The sequence below is a fragment of the Halotia branconii CENA392 genome (assembly GCF_029953635.1).
In the GTDB taxonomy this organism is placed as follows: Bacteria; Cyanobacteriota; Cyanobacteriia; order Cyanobacteriales; family Nostocaceae; genus Halotia; species Halotia branconii.
The window spans coordinates 4,152,947-4,168,797 of the sequence record NZ_CP124543.1 but is presented as its reverse complement, the minus strand read 5'-3'; the positions used below and the strand labels follow the sequence as shown (position 1 = coordinate 4,168,797).

The following is a 15,851-nucleotide window of genomic DNA, read 5'->3' as shown; positions in this document are numbered from 1 at the left end:
ACAGAAGCTATGTAGATGCTTCTGCGGCAGTCAAAAGCAGGGTGGGTTGACTTTTGCCCTTGGGCGCTGAAAGGGGTGTATCCTGTTGCCACGGGGAAAATCAAGCAAAATGGTTAAGACTTTCTGGTTTAGCAATTGCAACTGAGTATGATTCGTCAAGAGCAAACAGCGATTTCTTTGCGGGTTCAATTGTCCAATCTACCTCAAAGGCTTGACAATACCAGAATTATCGCCTCTGTTGTACTGTTCTGCTTCCCTATGGCTAACTTCATCTGCCCATGAGGAACTAGATTAAGGTTTTCATCACCGTTATTCAACGGCAAAAATTGCTGAGTTTTGCGTAACTCTGTCCAAATATTCTGACGAAAGAGAGTTATTATCGTCTGGATGTTTGTACTTATCTGCAAAAAGATACATACTCCTACCTTGACTACTAAATGAATCCAGAAAACTCTGAAACCTACATAAATCATCCAACTTGGGGTTTGCTTTATCGGATCTGCATGGTTGACGAAAACCAAGATCTGTTCACTACACTTTATGCTCAACGCTTGTTTTTTGTCGTCGCCAATGATGTTAAAGGTATTAAATTTCAGCCTATAGGACGTACAGAGGCAAGAATGCTGTTAGAAAATCGCTTGCGTATTTTGCGTCGCAGTGGTCAATCTCAGGAGTACGATCAGCTTCAGAGTGTTTTCCAACGCACCTTCCAATGACTAGTTCGATTAACGAACGTATTACCACAATTCGCGCCTCACTTCCACCTTCAGTCCGATTGATTGCTGTCAGCAAGCAAGTTCCGACTGAGGTAATTCGATCTGCGTATAACGCCGGAATCCGCGATTTCGGCGAAAATCGTATCCAAGAAGCTGCCAGTAAACAAACCGAATTGCAAGATTTATCGGATATTACCTGGCACTTTATTGGACATTTGCAAAGTAATAAAGCCAAAAAAGCAATTGAACTATTTCCTTGGATTCATTCTGTAGATAACTTGAAGTTGGCACAGCGCTTAAATCAATTAGCGCAAGATCTAGGAGTTAGTCCTCAGGTTTGCTTGCAAGTGAAGATTCTTGCCGATTCTAACAAGTCGGGTTGGAGTGTGTCAGAACTATTAGCTGACTTACCTGCACTTAATCAGTGTAAATTTTTACAAATTCAAGGTTTGATGACAATTCCACCGTTAGCATTAAGTAATACGGAGATACTGAGCGTCTTTAATAGTACTCGCAAGTTAGCTAAAGAAATCCAAGAACAAAGTTGGTCTCATCTAAAAATGGAGCAGTTGTCGATGGGGATGTCAGGCGACTACCAACTGGCAGTGCAAGCTGGAGCAACGATGGTAAGATTAGGAACGATATTATTTGGCGATCGCACTTAGCGTCTAAGTTCCGATCTTTTGGGTTAAGTATTAATAGCACTAGGGATAACCTACAGAGGTTTTTTAGATAATACTGGTGCGTGATTGTACACAAAAATTAGTTTTAAAAAACGTGACTGCTCAGAAAAAAGGAGGTAAACTCAGTTTTATTTCGGACAATCATTAGGATATAATCTTGACTCATTATTGTATCTAGGTTAATCTACAGGCGTTGCCGACAGCGCCAGTTCATCACTGATCACTGTGATAGAGGCTACAAGCAGCGATAAAATCATGAGGTTGTTCTTTTTTGTAGCGATTAAAACTGGCTACATTAACTCATAGCCACATCAAATAAGGGTAATTTTTACCAGGAGCGAAATAATGAACAATATATTTTCCAAACTTCGAGACTTTGTAGGTCTCAACGAACAAGTAGAATACGAGTATTACGAAGAAGAGGCAGATACAGATAATTATCAAAATCTATATCAGCAAGAAAATCCTCAGCCAGCACCAGCAGAAGCCACCGCTCAAAATCGACGTTGGCGAGAACCCGTGACTACAATGAGTGATGATGTAGCAGCAGCAGTATCAAAGTCTACAATGGGGAATGTGATTGGTATGCCAGGAGCAAGTAACGGAATTTCAGAAGTATTAGTGCTTGAACCACGGACATTTGAAGAAATGCCTCAAGCAATTCAAGCTTTAAGAGAGCGCAAGTCAGTAGTGTTAAACTTGACGATCATGGACCCGGATCAAGCCCAACGGGCAGTAGATTTTGTTGCAGGTGGGACTTACGCACTCGATGGACATCAAGAGCGCATCGGAGAAAGCATCTTTTTGTTTACACCAAGCTGTGTGCAAGTTAGTACTCAAGGTGGAGTTATTCATGAAGTACCACAACCGCCAGCCCGCCCTGCACGTCCCGCCGCAACTAATGCAACTCCAGCCTGGGGCAACGAAACCAACCGGATGGCACAGTAAAGTTAAATTTGTCAATAGTTTAGAGTCAAAAGTTTTTGATTCTTGTACGGGCGAGTTTAACTGTATATAGTGTTTTACCATATATTGATAGATTAAATTCGCTCATACCTAACTATTAACTAATGACTATTGACTATTAAGTAATGACTATTAAATTTGGTTTAATTGGTGGCGGGATAATGGGAGAAGCGCTATTATCCCGCCTTATTGCGCGGGGAATTTATCAGCCTTCGGAAGTTATAGTCAGCGAACCCTTATCGGCGCGTCAAGATTTTTTGCAGCAAAAATATGATGTGGCTATAACTATAGATAATGGCCTGGTGTTTACCCAAGCAAGTGAAGTCGTATTTTTGGCAGTAAAACCGCAAGTATTTAGCGCGATCGCTCAAGAATTAGCAGATATTATTACTATAGAAATCTCGCCCCTAGTAATTTCTATTTTGGCAGGGGTATGTTTAAATCAGTTAGAAGCTGCGTTTCCGCAATTACCTGTAATTAGAGCCATGCCCAATACACCAGCAACAGTAGGGGCAGGAATTACAGCGATCTGTTTAGGTGCATACACCCACGCCAAACACCAGCAAATAGCACAACAAATTTTTTCGGCGGTAGGAGAAGTTGTAGAAGTTTCAGAAACGTTGATGGATGCAGTCACAGGATTATCTGGTAGTGGCCCTGCTTACGTAGCCTTAATGACAGAAGCCCTGGCTGACGGAGGAGTAGCAGCAGGTTTGCCCAGAGGCATCGCCAATCAACTAGCCTTGCAAACTGTACTGGGAACAGCGAAACTATTACAAGAAAGCAAAATGCATCCAGCTGAACTAAAAGACCGCGTTACCAGTCCCGGCGGTACTACCATTGCTGGGATTGCCCAGCTAGAACGCTCAGGTTTTCGTTCAGCTTTAATTGAAGCCGTGAAAGTGGCTGCACAACGCTCTCAAGAATTGGGAAAATGAGGGGTTAGGGAAAGAGCTTTCCTTATAAACAATCCCTAATACTCCTAACGAAGTTGACAAGATAGCCGTTAATATAGTAAACAATCTGGTTGCAAATGTGATTGAGTGAATTATCCCGCGCCGTCTCCAGAACTTGACCTAGGGTTGATATTTCCCTTTGATCTGGATCAATTCCAAAAAGATGCGATCGCGTCCTTAAATGGCGATCGCTCTGTAGTTGTATGTGCGCCCACAGGTTCGGGCAAAACATTAGTAGGCGAATACGCCATTTATCGCGCCTTGTCACGAGGAAAACGTGTGTTTTACACCACTCCCCTCAAGGCGTTGTCGAATCAAAAATTACGTGACTTTCGAGAAAAATTTGGCTTTGACCAAGTAGGACTGTTAACTGGAGATGCTTCTATTAACAGAGATGCACCAATTTTGGTGATGACCACAGAAATTTTCCGCAACATGCTTTATGGCACACCGATTGGACAAATTGGCATTTCCTTGGTAGATGTTGAAGCGGTGATACTAGATGAATGCCACTACATGAACGATCGCCAACGAGGCACAGTTTGGGAAGAATCAATCATCTATTGTCCTCGTGAAATTCAACTAGCAGCCCTTTCAGCTACAGTTGCCAACAGCGATCAACTCACCAATTGGTTAAATCGCGTTCATGGCCCAACTGACCTAATTTACTCTGATTTTCGCCCTGTACCCTTGGAATTTCATTATTGCAATCCCAAAGGCTTATTTCCCCTGCTGAACGATAGCAAAACTAAAATTAACCCCCGCTTGGCAAATAGGGGCAAAAGAAGGCAAGGGGATAGAGGTAAAGGTGGAAGACCAGAAGCACCTGGGATTATTTATACTCTCAGCCAGCTTCAGCAACGAGACATGTTGCCAGCAATATACTTTATCTTTAGTCGTCGGGGATGTGATAAAGCGGTGGCTGAAGTAGGTGATCTATGGCTAGTAAATAATGACGAATCGCAGACATTGCGCCGACAAATTGATGATTTTTTAAATCGCAACCCCGAAGCTGGGCGTTCTGGACAAATTGCTCCCCTTTACCGGGGAATTGCTGCCCACCACGCCGGTATTTTACCTGCATGGAAAGTGTTGGTAGAAGAATTGTTCCAGCAAGGACTAATTAAAGTAGTTTTCGCTACCGAAACACTGGCTGCGGGTATTAATATGCCCGCCCGGACAACAGTCATTTCCACCCTTTCTAAGCGCACCGACTCTGGACACCGCTTATTGAACGCTTCCGAATTTTTGCAAATGGCAGGGCGGGCTGGCCGTCGAGGCATGGATGAACAAGGTCATGTAGTCACAGTTCAAACTCCCTTTGAAGGTGCGAAAGAAGCGGCATATTTAGCCACATCTAAACCAGATCCCTTAGTTAGCCAGTTTACGCCTAGCTACGGTATGGTGCTGAATCTACTGCAAACCCATACCTTAGAACAAACCAGAGAACTGATAGAACGCAGCTTTGGGCAGTACATGGCGACGTTGCATCTGCGACCAGATTATGATGAAATTGCCGATATCCAAGCACAATTAGCTCAACTGCAAGAGCAAATTGACGCTGTTGATGAAAACGAATTGGCAATTTATGAAAAATTGCGACAACGCCTGAAAGTAGAACGCCAGTTATTAAAAACACTGCAAGAACAAGCACAACAAGACCGACAAGAACAATTAGGTATGATGTTGAGCTTTGCAATCTCCGGAACTCTATTGAGTCTCAAGGGTAAAAACATCACAGTGTCTTCACCCATAACAGCAGTATTAGTCGGGAAAACACCTGATTCTGTAGAACTTCCTTATTTAGTGTGTTTGGGATGCGATAACCGTTGGTATGTGGCCACAAGCGAGGATGTAGTTGATTTATATGCCGAATTACCACGAGTTGAAGTGCCGCCAGAAATCTTACCACCACCAGAACTGCTCTTTCAACCAGGGCAATCAGGCCGTGGAAATGAAGTCACATGGGCGATCGCTCAACAAATTCCTGACCCTGGAGAGTTTCTGTACACGCCCCCAGAAGTTGCCGAACAACTCAGTCGGACGACTGCTGTCCAAGAGCAATTAGAAAATCATCCCATACATCAATCGGGCAATGTGGGTGCGATTTACAAACGTAGGGCGCGCTATGTAGAACTAGAAGCAGAATTGGAAGAATTGCAAACTCAAGTAGAGCAACAATCACAACGTCATTGGGAAGAATTTCTCAACTTAATCACGATTCTGCAACAGTTTGGCTGTTTAGATAACTTAGTACCCACACAATTGGGGGAAGTTGCGGCGGCAATTCGAGGAGAAAATGAATTATGGCTGGGTTTATCACTCGCCAGTGGTGAATTAGACTATATAGATCCGCACCATTTAGCAGCAGTCGCCGCCGCTTTGGTGACAGAAACCCCACGTCCTGACACTAAAGTTAACTTTGAACTTTCCTCAGAAGCAGATAATGCTTGGTCTAGATTACAACCAATCCGCCGTTCGGTTTTAAAGATTCAATACCGACATGGTGTAGCCTTACCTGTTGGTTTAGAGCATCGATTTCTTAACTTAATTGCCATTGTCGAACAATGGGCATTAGGAAAAGAATGGACAGAACTCTGCGATCATACCACCTTAGATGAAGGTGATGTAGTGAGAATTTTACGCCGGACTTTGGATTTATTATCCCAGATTCCCCACGTTCCCAACTTGCCAGAATCTCTACAGCGCAATGCCCGTCGAGCTATGCAATTAATTGATCGATTCCCAGTTAATGAGACAGTAGAATGACATTGGTAGAAATGATTTACAGCGTTTCTCGGTTGGGTGTAGTACACCTTTTAAGAAAAAAGGGGCTAGAGACTAGAGACTAGAGGCTAGAGGCTAGAAAAATGTACCTTATCCAAATGAAATTTGCTGTAAATTGGCGAATAGAAATTACCTGATGACTGATGACTGATAACTGATAACAGTTAAGAGTACTCAAAGTAAAACAATACCCAATTGTCATTGCGAGTAAAGCGAAGCAATTGACTTTTTAAACTCTTCATCTAGATTGTAAGTAGGGTCTGCTGAACAGCTTTAAAAGTCTTGTCTTGTAAAGTTTTGCGGCTATTTTTTGAGAAAAAAGTGCATGAAAATAGGCGTATAAGCCTTAAAAACCTTGGATATCAAATTTTTTGGAGTTCAAAAAATTGGAAACCATAGGCATAAAACTGTTCCCTGTTCCCTGTTCCCTGTTTCCTGCCCCTACCAAAAGACTTTTTCAGCAAGCCCTAAGTATGATTTCGGTGGTAAATAATTCATGCCAATGTTAGCTGTTCTAGCTAGATTTATCAGCATAATATTGGTTACAAATAACAGTTACAAATTAATTTTTTACTTGCTATAAATAATTGGATACTGAAATTTTACACCAATCCGAAATTCACCAATAAATAATTTTTGCTGAACTATTAAGTAAGCTTTAGATAAATATGCAATAGTTTTAGTCTATGTTAATAAACTAAAGTTTTTGGCTGTAATCTAAGTTTACGGTGAGGTGTAAGATGTAAAAATTATTAAAACAAAGGATTCCTTTTGTGGAAAAAAACAGAGAAAACAAGCGAGTAATTTCAAAGGTTATTTCGTTTCTATTACATCGTGTAACCTTAATTTCGCTGACAGCTATTTTGACGTTATTACTTGGAAGTAGATTTGAACTAGCAAGCGCGATTCAACCTAATTTTGAGTCAGCAAGCGTAACTCAACCTAATGCAGAATTAGAAATTCAAAAATTAACAAACTGTTATGCACTGGGAACTGATGCCATTGGTAGAGGAAACCTCCAAGAAGGGAAAAATATTTATCGGGATTGTTTTACTCAAGATGCACGTATCACTGCCATTTTCCCTAATGGCGCAAGTGAAACACGCATTGGTACAGATGCTTGGGCGGATTTTGTTTATTCTGTATTCCAAGGAAATGGATATCTAGCTACTCAACATCTTATAGGTACGATCAACATCTCGGTTCGATCTAACCGTGCCAAGATGTCCTCTTACCTCCATGCAACTCACAAACGTTCGGAAACCAGCATTGATGTTGCCAATGGTACCTATGAAGATGATGTCATTCTCAACAGAAATGGGCGCTGGAAAATTAGTAATAGAATCCTGACGCTGATTGATTTCTTAAACTTGAGTTCCCCAACTACCCCAACCGCCAGAAATGCCCAGTAGAACTACACATACCACACATGAAGCATTAATTACTTAAAAATAGATACATAATACCTTCGCCAAAGTAAAAAAAGCCTTGATTCGTAGGTTTGATTGAGGCACGTAGACGCGAAGGGGTTACTCTGACGAGAATGCTTTCAGCGAACCCGCAGGGAAACCCAACAGATACTACACAAAAATGGCGGAGGTATTGATACAACTAAATTATTGATCACAAAGCGATCGCAGTAAAATTCCGATAACAGGAGACAGTAGGTTAATGTATTGGATGATATCAATAGCAAGAGAATGGGCAAAATAACGCCAGAGATTTACACCACACATTCTTAGCAGCCCAAAACTTAAAATTATGAAGCATGGTGCTAAAAATTCCCAAAAGATGCCCTTGCGCCTCATCCTCATTGTTCCTTTTGTCATCCAAATCTTTGCCGCAGTCGGACTAGTAGGTTATTTATCTTTTAGAAATGGGCAAAAAGCAGTTAATGACCTTGCTCTACAATTAATGAGTCAAGTCAATATACTAGTTGGTCAGCATCTTGATACTTACCTAGCAATTCCTCATCAAATTAATCAAATCAATGCAGATGCCAGAGAATTAAAAATGCTGAATTTACAAGATTTTCAGCAAACTGGGTATTACTTCTGGAAACAAATGCGGGTATTTAATATTGGCTACAATAGCTTTGCCAACCCCCAAGGAGAATTTATTGGAGTTGAACGTTTAGATGATGGCAATCTTTTGATTAACGAAGTTTCTGCACCCAAAGGCATTGGTAAACTTTATGTTTATACCACAGATAATCAAGGAAATCGCCGCGAACTAACAGCAGTTAAAAATTATGACCCTCGCCTAGAAGCTTGGTATACAGATGCCGCCAAGGCAGGTAAACCTGTGTGGAGTCAAATTTATCAGTGGGAAGATAAACCAGAAATATTTTCGATATCTTCCAGCTATCCTATTTATGATGATGTGAATCAAAAGTTAGTTGGTGTAATTAGTGTCGATTTAATTTTGTCACAAATTAGTAATTTTTTAACCAGCTTGAAACTTGGTAAGTCAGGTCAAATATTTATTGTAGAGCGTTCTGGAGAAATAGTAGCTTCTTCAGTTGACGATTTACCATACAAAGTGATTGCTGGTCAAGCACAAAGATTATCAGCATTAAATAGCAATGATGCTTTAATTAAAAGTACGGCAAAATATCTACAACAAAAATTTGGCAATTTTCAAAAAATTAAAAAGACCCAACAAGTTGCATTAAAATTTCACGGCGAACGTCAGTTTGTACAAGTAACACCTTGGCATGACAAATTCGGTTTGGATTGGCTAGTGATTGTCATTGTTCCTGAAACTGACTTTATGGCTCAAATTAATGCTAATAATCAGACTACTATCTGGCTGTGTCTAGGGGCGCTTTTCTTAGCGACAATTTTAGGAATATATACATCTCGTTGGATTTCTCAGCCTATTTTAAGTTTAACTAAAGCTAGTAGTGCGATCGCATCTGGTAATCTTGACCAAACAGTAGAAGTTTCTGATGTTAAAGAACTCAGCATTCTTGCCCAAGCTTTCAACCAAATGGCAGGACAATTACGGGAATCTTTTACAGCTTTAGAAAAGCGGGTTGAAGAACGAACTATAGAATTAAAAACAGCAAAAGAAACAGCCGATGCTGCCAACCAAGCAAAAAGCGAATTTCTGGCCAATATGAGTCACGAACTTCGTACTCCCCTTAACGGTATTCTGGGCTACGCCCAAATTTTACAACGCGATCAAACTGTTAGTTCCCGCCAAAAAGACGCTATCAGTATTATTTATCAATGCGGTTCTCATCTTTTGATGCTGATTAATGATATTTTAGATATTTCCAAAATCGAAGCGAGGAAACTAGAACTTTACCCAAATAACTTTAACTTAAAAAACTTCTTGACGGGAGTTGGTGATATCTGCCGTGTGAAAGCAGAACAAAAAGAAGTTAGTTTTCATTATCAAATCTCCAACTATATACCAACTGTTATTTATGCTGATGAAAAACGTCTACGACAAGTATTAATTAATCTTTTAGGTAATGCTATTAAATTTACAGCTGATGGAAAAGTAACATTTACGGTAGGAGTAGTTAATCAAATAACATCATTAGTAGATTTTAGTCAAGATCAACAACTACCAATTACTACAATTAGATTTCAAGTTGAAGATACAGGAGTTGGTATGACTCCAGAGCAATTACAGAAAATTTTTCTACCTTTTGAACAGGTTGGAGAAATGTCTTTTAAGACTGAAGGCACAGGTTTAGGACTAACTATAAGCCGCCAAATTGTGGAAATGATGGGTAGTGAAATTCAAGTTGAAAGTATTTATGGTCAAGGTAGCAAGTTTTGGTTTGATTTAGATTTACCAGAAGTTACAAGTTACATCCAGTTAGAGGAATCACAATTAAATAACAATCCCATTAATATCATTAAATATGAAGGTAAATCAATAACTATCTTAGTTGTTGATGATCTTTGGGAAAATCGTGCTGTCATTGTCAATTTACTGCAACCGTTAGGGTTTAAAATCATTGAGGCTATCAATGGTCAAGAGGGTTTAGATAAAGCAAAAGCCTACCAACCCAATTTAATTATTACTGATTTGGCAATGCCTGTAATGGATGGCTTTCAGATGACACGACTTTTGCGTTCCCAACCAGAATATCAAAATACAGTAATTATTGCTTCTTCTGCTAGTGTATTTACATTGAACCGCCAACAAAGCCAAGAAGCTGGCTGTAATGATTTTTTGCCTAAACCTGTGCAAGTTGATGAGTTGCTTGATAAGTTACAAAATCACTTGCAATTAGTCTGGATTTATCAGTCTAATCAATCTTCTACAACTCTTGATGTTAATTTTCAGGAAATAACATTTCCACCATCAGTCGAACTAGTTAATTTATATCAAGCTGCTAAATCTGGTTATGTTTTGGAAATTCAAGAAGAAGTAAACCGCATTCAAAAGCTAAATTCTGAATATACACTCTTTACTAATAAAATTTTAGAATTACTTGAGGAATTTGAAGATGAAGCAATTGTTGAGTTTATTAAACCAAAGTTATCGCAAGTATAATTTTTTTAATATTTAATTACAACAATTTTATTTTTGTCAGGCATTTGAGAATGTGCGTTATGAAAAATATCCCCAATAATTCGATTTTGATAGTTGATGATATCCCAACTAATATCAAAGTTTTATTTGAAATATTAAATCAAGCTGGTTTTAGAGTTTCTGTGGCTAAAAATGGAAAAAGTGCTTTAGAAAAAGTGCAAGAAATTCTACCTAATTTAATTTTGCTAGATGTGATGATGCCGGGAATTGATGGGTTTGAGACGTGTCGTCGCCTCAAACATAATCCCAAAACTAAAGATATTCCAGTAATTTTTATGACAGCTCTTTCTGAAACAGTTGATAAGGTAAAGGGATTACAAATAGGAGCAGTAGACTATATTACAAAGCCCATTGAATATGAAGAGGTATTAGCCCGAATCAATGTCCACCTAGAATTACGTAGAACTCAATTAAAATTAGTACAGGAAGAAAAAATGTCTTCCCTAGGGCAATTAGTGGCAGGAATTGCTCATGAAATCAATAATCCGGTAAATTTTGTTTCTGGTAACTTAATTCATGCTCAAAAATATATAGAAGACTTACTGAAGTTGTTACACTTATATGAAATTCATACACCTCATCCTATTCCGGAGATTCAAGCTTACTCAACTCAAATCGAACTTGACTTTCTCAAGCAAGATTTGCCGCAGCTTTTATCCTCAATGACAATGGGTACTGAACGGGTGGAAAATATTGTGCGATCGCTGCGATTATTCTCCCGATTAGACGAGACGGCATTACAATTGGTACAGTTGCATGATGGCATTGATAGTACTTTGATCATTTTGGGTAGTCGCATCAAAGCCACATCGATACGACCAAATATCAATGTAGTCAAAGAGTACGGTGATTTGCCTTTAGTAGAGTGCTACGCCGGAAAACTCAACCAAGTTTTTATGAATCTTTTATCTAATGCTATTGACGCTATTGATGAATTAATAGATCAAGTCGAAGCAAATACTAATAAACAATCTCCGACAATTTGGATTCGCACAGTCGTTACAAGTGACGAAAAATCTATATTGATTGAGATTGCTGACAACGGTGTAGGAATGCCCCAAGAAGTACAACAGAGAATGTTTGAGCAGTTTTTTACCACCAAACCTCTAGGTAAAGGAACTGGTTTAGGGTTAGCGATCGCTCATGAAATTATTATAGAAAAACATGGTGGGACTCTAGAAGTAAATTCCTCGCCAGGAGAAGGTACTCGATTTGTAATTACCATACCTATCAATTGCACACCTGTTGATTGCTAAATTACAACACTTCACGCCCTAAGTAAGTTTGCAACGCTTCCGGTATCTGCACAGTTCCATCTGGTTGTTGATAATTCTCCAAAATTGCTGCCATTGTACGTCCTACCGCCAAACCAGAACCATTGAGAGTATGCACGAACTGAGTGCCTTTCTTCCCGGCTTCTTTAAAACGAATATCACCCCGTCGTGCTTGGAAATCTTTAAAATTGGAACAGCTAGAAATCTCTCGATATTTACCAGAAGAAGGCAACCAAACTTCTAAATCATAAGTTTTTGTAGATGAAAACCCTAAATCCCCGCTACATAAATTTATGACTCGATAAGGCAGTTGTAGTGCCTGTAAAATCGCTTCTGCATTCCCCACCAATTTTTCTAATTCATCAAAGGAAGTGCTAGGATTGACAAATTTTACCAATTCCACCTTGTTGAATTGATGCAGACGAATTAATCCTCGCATATCGCGCCCATAACTACCAGCTTCACGGCGAAAACAAGGAGTGTAAGCACAGTGGTAAATAGGCAAATCTTCAGCAGCAAGAATTTCACCACGGTAGAGGTTAGTAACTGGAACTTCCGCCGTCGGAATTAGCCACAAGTCATCATCAGCGCATTTAAAGCTTTCTTCCGCAAACTTGGGTAATTGACCAGTCGCTGTCAAAGATGCAGTATTCACTAAAAGTGGCGGACTGACTTCTAAATACCCAGCTTGAGTTTGACAATCAAGCATAAACTGAATTAATGCCCTCTCCAATGCAGCACCAGCACCTATCAGAGTAATAAAGCGACTTTGAGCCACTTTCACAGCCCGTTCAACATTGAGAATGCCTAGCTTTTCACCAATTTCCCAGTGAGGGACAATATTCGGATTTTGGGGAATATACTCATCACCCCAGCGGCGCACTTCTACATTATCTTCTTCACTCTTACCCACAGGTGTAGAATCGCTGGGCAAGTTGGGCAGTGCTAGGATTAATTGCTCAATTTCTGTTTTGAGATTTTTCTCTTGGGGTTCTAGTTGACTCAATGTAGCTTTGATCGAGTTACCTTCGTCCCGCAAGGATTGAATTTCTGGGTCTTGAGGAGTAATGCCAGATTTGATTTTCTGCCCAACAATTTTACCGATTTCGTTGCTTTGAGCTTGGAGTTGACTGCGTGTCACTTCCAATTCTCGCTGTTGCCGATCTAAATTTAATATCGGGGCGATATCGTACTTACCACTACGACTATTCAATCGTTCTTGAATGAGTTGGGGATTTTCCCGTATTTGCTTAATATCCAGCACAGATTTTTCTCAGTCTTTCACCTGCCAAAACATCAGCATATACTGATTTTGACTTGCCATCACAGGAAAAGCAAAATTTTTATTTTGCCCTAGCAATTTTACTAAAGCTAGAAAGTTGCACACTATAGAAGTTCCCAATTACATGAAGTACATACACAACTCCTAGCCCCTAGCCCCTAACCTCTAGCCCCTGGTTACATATATTCTTAAAACCTCTACCTTTTTTGCCGACTTCTCCTATTAAGGACGGTTGACGCGATTGAGTAGCCAAAGCGACGCTACAAGTCCAGCAAAGTGCGCTGATACAGTGTTGGTATTTGCCTGTACTACAAGCATGTCTAAACCGCTAATAATCCGCGTAGGATCAAAAAATTGAGTAGTTATAGCTTGGGGAGATATAGACCTTGCTACCAGCGTACCAACGATCGCCTGAGCTCCCAAAAGAGTCACCAGTGTTCCGCCTAAATTTACCCACAGTCCCAAGCGTAATACTTGCACCGTTTCACTTTTACGAGGACGGTTACTGGGGTTAGAAGATTGTAGTTGATTACCTATTCTGGTGTAACGGTAAGCTAAATAAATGCCCCCACCCAAAACAACTAATCCACAAACTGCTAAAAAAACACCAAAGCCAGTTCCCGGATTATTACTGGGGCTGCCAGATCTTTGATTAAATATGGCGAACAGCAACACAATTATGCCAGAAACTACGCCTAGTACTAACTGAATCCAGAAGCTAATCCAACCTATCAGGCGAAAGGTTTGGGCTATTGCCCGAAGATTAGACGAAGACGATGGAGTGTCCGGAGTTTGCGACATACTGATCAACTATGTATTAGGCACTTGCTAAATTTACTATCACACTTACCAGATACGAAATGAATATCTCAAGTTTAGACAATCAGTACTAAATGTTTGCTTTCTTGTGTTTATACGCATAATATCTAACTTGGTTTAGTTTTTTAAGATTTGCACTAAGATAATCACTATCCAACAAAGTGTTTATTAACTTTTACAGACAAAACGGCATTTTACCTGTAAAATTTCTTCGATAGCATCTTATGCTTAAGCAGTTCTAACTAGCTCGGCATCACTTGACACCAAGATAATGGCTGCACCATTGTCTTAAATTGCTCCTCACCACACCGCCTAGAGCTTGGATAGGGGCGTATATCTTGCGCTCCTAAGATTTTCACTATCCTCCCGCGAATTTAGCATCGTGGGTTACTGTTTAATGTTGACGTTTAGCAAGTCTTGTCTCAGTAGCACTATCATAATGCTTACTTTATTAAAGTAGCATTATATACTTACTGCAAGGTTTGTAGATTCTACCCTAAGGCATTTTTTTAGCCATTCACCAACCATGAAACTTGAGGATATATATCAATTCTTTGAGAATCCTCCGCCAACTTACCTCTGTCAGGAACTAGCAGTTTGTTATATTTTGTATATTTTGCTACGAGGTGAATCCTACGGAACCGAGTTAATCCAACAATTGGAAACTGAATATCCAACCTATCGGCTTTCGGATACCGTACTTTATAGTGCGATCAAATTTCTCGAAGACCATAGGGCAATCACTGGGTATTGGAAGAAACTCGAAGGTCGGGGAAGACCGAGGCGGATGTACCAAGTTTCTCCAGAATGGCAAGTTCAAGCACAGGATTTGGCCCAGCTTTGGCATGATTACATCAATCGGAGGACAAATTAACGAATAATTGATATTGATAATGAATAAATCTCCTCCAGTCAAACACTAACAATTAGTTATGGATACTGCTATTCTGCCATCCACGTTGCTACTAACTTTGTTATTAGCGGTTGGGCTAATTTTTTTTATTCGTGCCTCGACCAAAGACCGCACAGAAATAGTGCAACTAGTATCTGAGCAAAACGAAGCTACCTTAATGCCGCAATTACAGGAGTATTTTCGCTCTCGGTCTTATCGAGTGGCAGCGGTAGACCGGGAAAAAAACCAAGTGACTTTTGAAGGGTTTGTAAAACCAAGCTGGTTTTTAGCAGTGTTTTTGACACTGCTGGCATCGGCTGGTCTTGCTTGTCTAGCATTGGTTTTATCTATGCTCATTCCTAATGTCGGTACTCTTTTTTTAGGAATAGTACTGCTATCACCTTTAAGTGGTATTTTTTATTGGAGAAAAGCTGGGAGACTTGAGAAAGTGTCACTAAAACTGGAAGCAAATCCAAATCAGCAACACTCCTCAAGTAAGCTGACTGTAATTGCTCATCGAGATGAACTCAGTGAGTTACAAAAGACACTACAGTTTAAGCTTAGTGAGTAAACTTGGTTTTCTGTTACCCTTGCTTTAATGTGAAATGCAGACTTCTAGACAATTCTTGAGGAAATGGACATTAGGGAGAAGGAAAAACGATTAACGGGACGTAGGTTTTCCCTACGACAAAATGTTGTAGGGAAAAAGCTGTAGTTTGTTGACAGAGCTTTCTTCCTGGGCAATCCCTAAGATGAGAGCGCAACTCAACTCTCGTTTTTGGATGCATTTCGCTCTATCCTGACTCCCTTGTGCATCATCATTAGACTTAAAAACCAATACTATACAAACCGTAGCGGTTTGATCAGAGTTGATTATCCAATTACTTGGACATTAAGTCTACTGGCAAATCAGCTACAA

Annotated in this window: 12 protein-coding genes; 10 read left to right on the top strand and 2 right to left on the bottom strand. The window is 40.0% G+C overall.

The genetic code is table 11. The annotated features are described in order from the left end of the window. Positions 1-437 precede the first annotated feature (437 nt). From pipX to QI031_RS18290, 8 genes are all read left to right on the top strand, one after another. Entirely contained in the window at positions 438-716 is a 279-nt protein-coding gene (gene pipX / locus QI031_RS18325) for a transcriptional coactivator PipX (RefSeq protein WP_281481094.1), read from the top strand. Beyond that, a complete protein-coding gene (locus QI031_RS18320; protein WP_281481093.1) occupies positions 713-1,381 on the top strand; it encodes a YggS family pyridoxal phosphate-dependent enzyme in 669 nt (222 codons plus the stop codon). Before pipX ends, QI031_RS18320 begins: the two co-directional genes overlap by 4 nt. A gap of 363 nt (positions 1,382-1,744) precedes the next feature. Continuing rightward, the gene (locus QI031_RS18315; RefSeq protein ID WP_281481092.1) at positions 1,745-2,347 is read left to right on the top strand and encodes a cell division protein SepF; all 603 of its coding nucleotides are present in this window, start codon (positions 1,745-1,747) and stop codon (positions 2,345-2,347) included. A 143-nt stretch (positions 2,348-2,490) separates the two neighbouring features. Continuing rightward, the gene (proC, locus tag QI031_RS18310; protein ID WP_281481091.1) at positions 2,491-3,303 is read left to right on the top strand and encodes a pyrroline-5-carboxylate reductase; all 813 of its coding nucleotides are present in this window, start codon (positions 2,491-2,493) and stop codon (positions 3,301-3,303) included. A gap of 105 nt (positions 3,304-3,408) precedes the next feature. Continuing rightward, positions 3,409-6,090 (top strand): DEAD/DEAH box helicase, encoded by a 2,682-nt coding sequence (locus QI031_RS18305; protein ID WP_281481090.1) that lies wholly within the window; start codon positions 3,409-3,411, stop codon positions 6,088-6,090. Positions 6,091-6,881: 791 nt separating this feature from the next. Then, positions 6,882-7,520, top strand: a complete 639-nt coding sequence (locus tag QI031_RS18300) for a nuclear transport factor 2 family protein (protein ID WP_281481089.1) — start codon at positions 6,882-6,884, stop codon at positions 7,518-7,520. A gap of 349 nt (positions 7,521-7,869) precedes the next feature. After that, complete coding sequence (locus QI031_RS18295) at positions 7,870-10,626, top strand: ATP-binding protein (protein ID WP_281481088.1); 2,757 nt, start codon at positions 7,870-7,872, stop codon at positions 10,624-10,626. Positions 10,627-10,685: 59 nt separating this feature from the next. Further along, positions 10,686-11,921: a sensor histidine kinase gene (locus tag QI031_RS18290; protein ID WP_281481087.1), complete on the top strand. Its 1,236-nt coding sequence runs from the start codon at positions 10,686-10,688 to the stop codon at positions 11,919-11,921. A 1-nt stretch (position 11,922) separates the two neighbouring features. On the opposite strand, the gene serS is transcribed toward QI031_RS18290, so the two are convergent. Continuing rightward, positions 11,923-13,203, bottom strand: a complete 1,281-nt coding sequence (gene serS / locus QI031_RS18285) for a serine--tRNA ligase (protein ID WP_281481086.1) — start codon at positions 13,201-13,203, stop codon at positions 11,923-11,925. Positions 13,204-13,443: 240 nt separating this feature from the next. Next, positions 13,444-14,022: a DUF3611 family protein gene (locus QI031_RS18280; protein ID WP_281481085.1), complete on the bottom strand. Its 579-nt coding sequence runs from the start codon at positions 14,020-14,022 to the stop codon at positions 13,444-13,446. A gap of 544 nt (positions 14,023-14,566) precedes the next feature. On the opposite strand from QI031_RS18280, the gene QI031_RS18275 reads away from it, so the two are divergent. Together QI031_RS18275 and QI031_RS18270 are read left to right on the top strand one after the other, a co-directional pair. After that, on the top strand, positions 14,567-14,914 hold the full coding sequence (locus QI031_RS18275; protein WP_281481084.1) for a PadR family transcriptional regulator: 348 nt from the start codon (positions 14,567-14,569) through the stop codon (positions 14,912-14,914). A 58-nt stretch (positions 14,915-14,972) separates the two neighbouring features. Continuing rightward, positions 14,973-15,503, top strand: coding sequence for a cofactor assembly of complex C subunit B (locus tag QI031_RS18270; RefSeq protein ID WP_281481083.1), 531 nt, complete (start codon positions 14,973-14,975; stop codon positions 15,501-15,503). Positions 15,504-15,851 lie beyond the last annotated feature (348 nt).

Excerpts from the sequence above, each read along its gene's own strand:
- QI031_RS18315 (WP_281481092.1), top strand. The coding sequence starts at position 1,745 with ATGAACAATATATTTTCCAAACTTCGAGACTTTGTAGGTCTCAACGAA.
- QI031_RS18275 (WP_281481084.1), top strand. The coding sequence starts at position 14,567 with ATGAAACTTGAGGATATATATCAATTCTTTGAGAATCCTCCGCCAACT.
- QI031_RS18290 (WP_281481087.1), top strand. The coding sequence starts at position 10,686 with ATGAAAAATATCCCCAATAATTCGATTTTGATAGTTGATGATATCCCA.
- pipX (WP_281481094.1), top strand. The coding sequence starts at position 438 with ATGAATCCAGAAAACTCTGAAACCTACATAAATCATCCAACTTGGGGT.
- QI031_RS18320 (WP_281481093.1), top strand. The coding sequence starts at position 713 with ATGACTAGTTCGATTAACGAACGTATTACCACAATTCGCGCCTCACTT.
- QI031_RS18295 (WP_281481088.1), top strand. The coding sequence starts at position 7,870 with ATGAAGCATGGTGCTAAAAATTCCCAAAAGATGCCCTTGCGCCTCATC.
- QI031_RS18280 (WP_281481085.1), bottom strand. The coding sequence starts at position 14,022 with ATGTCGCAAACTCCGGACACTCCATCGTCTTCGTCTAATCTTCGGGCA.
- QI031_RS18270 (WP_281481083.1), top strand. The coding sequence starts at position 14,973 with ATGGATACTGCTATTCTGCCATCCACGTTGCTACTAACTTTGTTATTA.
- proC (WP_281481091.1), top strand. The coding sequence starts at position 2,491 with ATGACTATTAAATTTGGTTTAATTGGTGGCGGGATAATGGGAGAAGCG.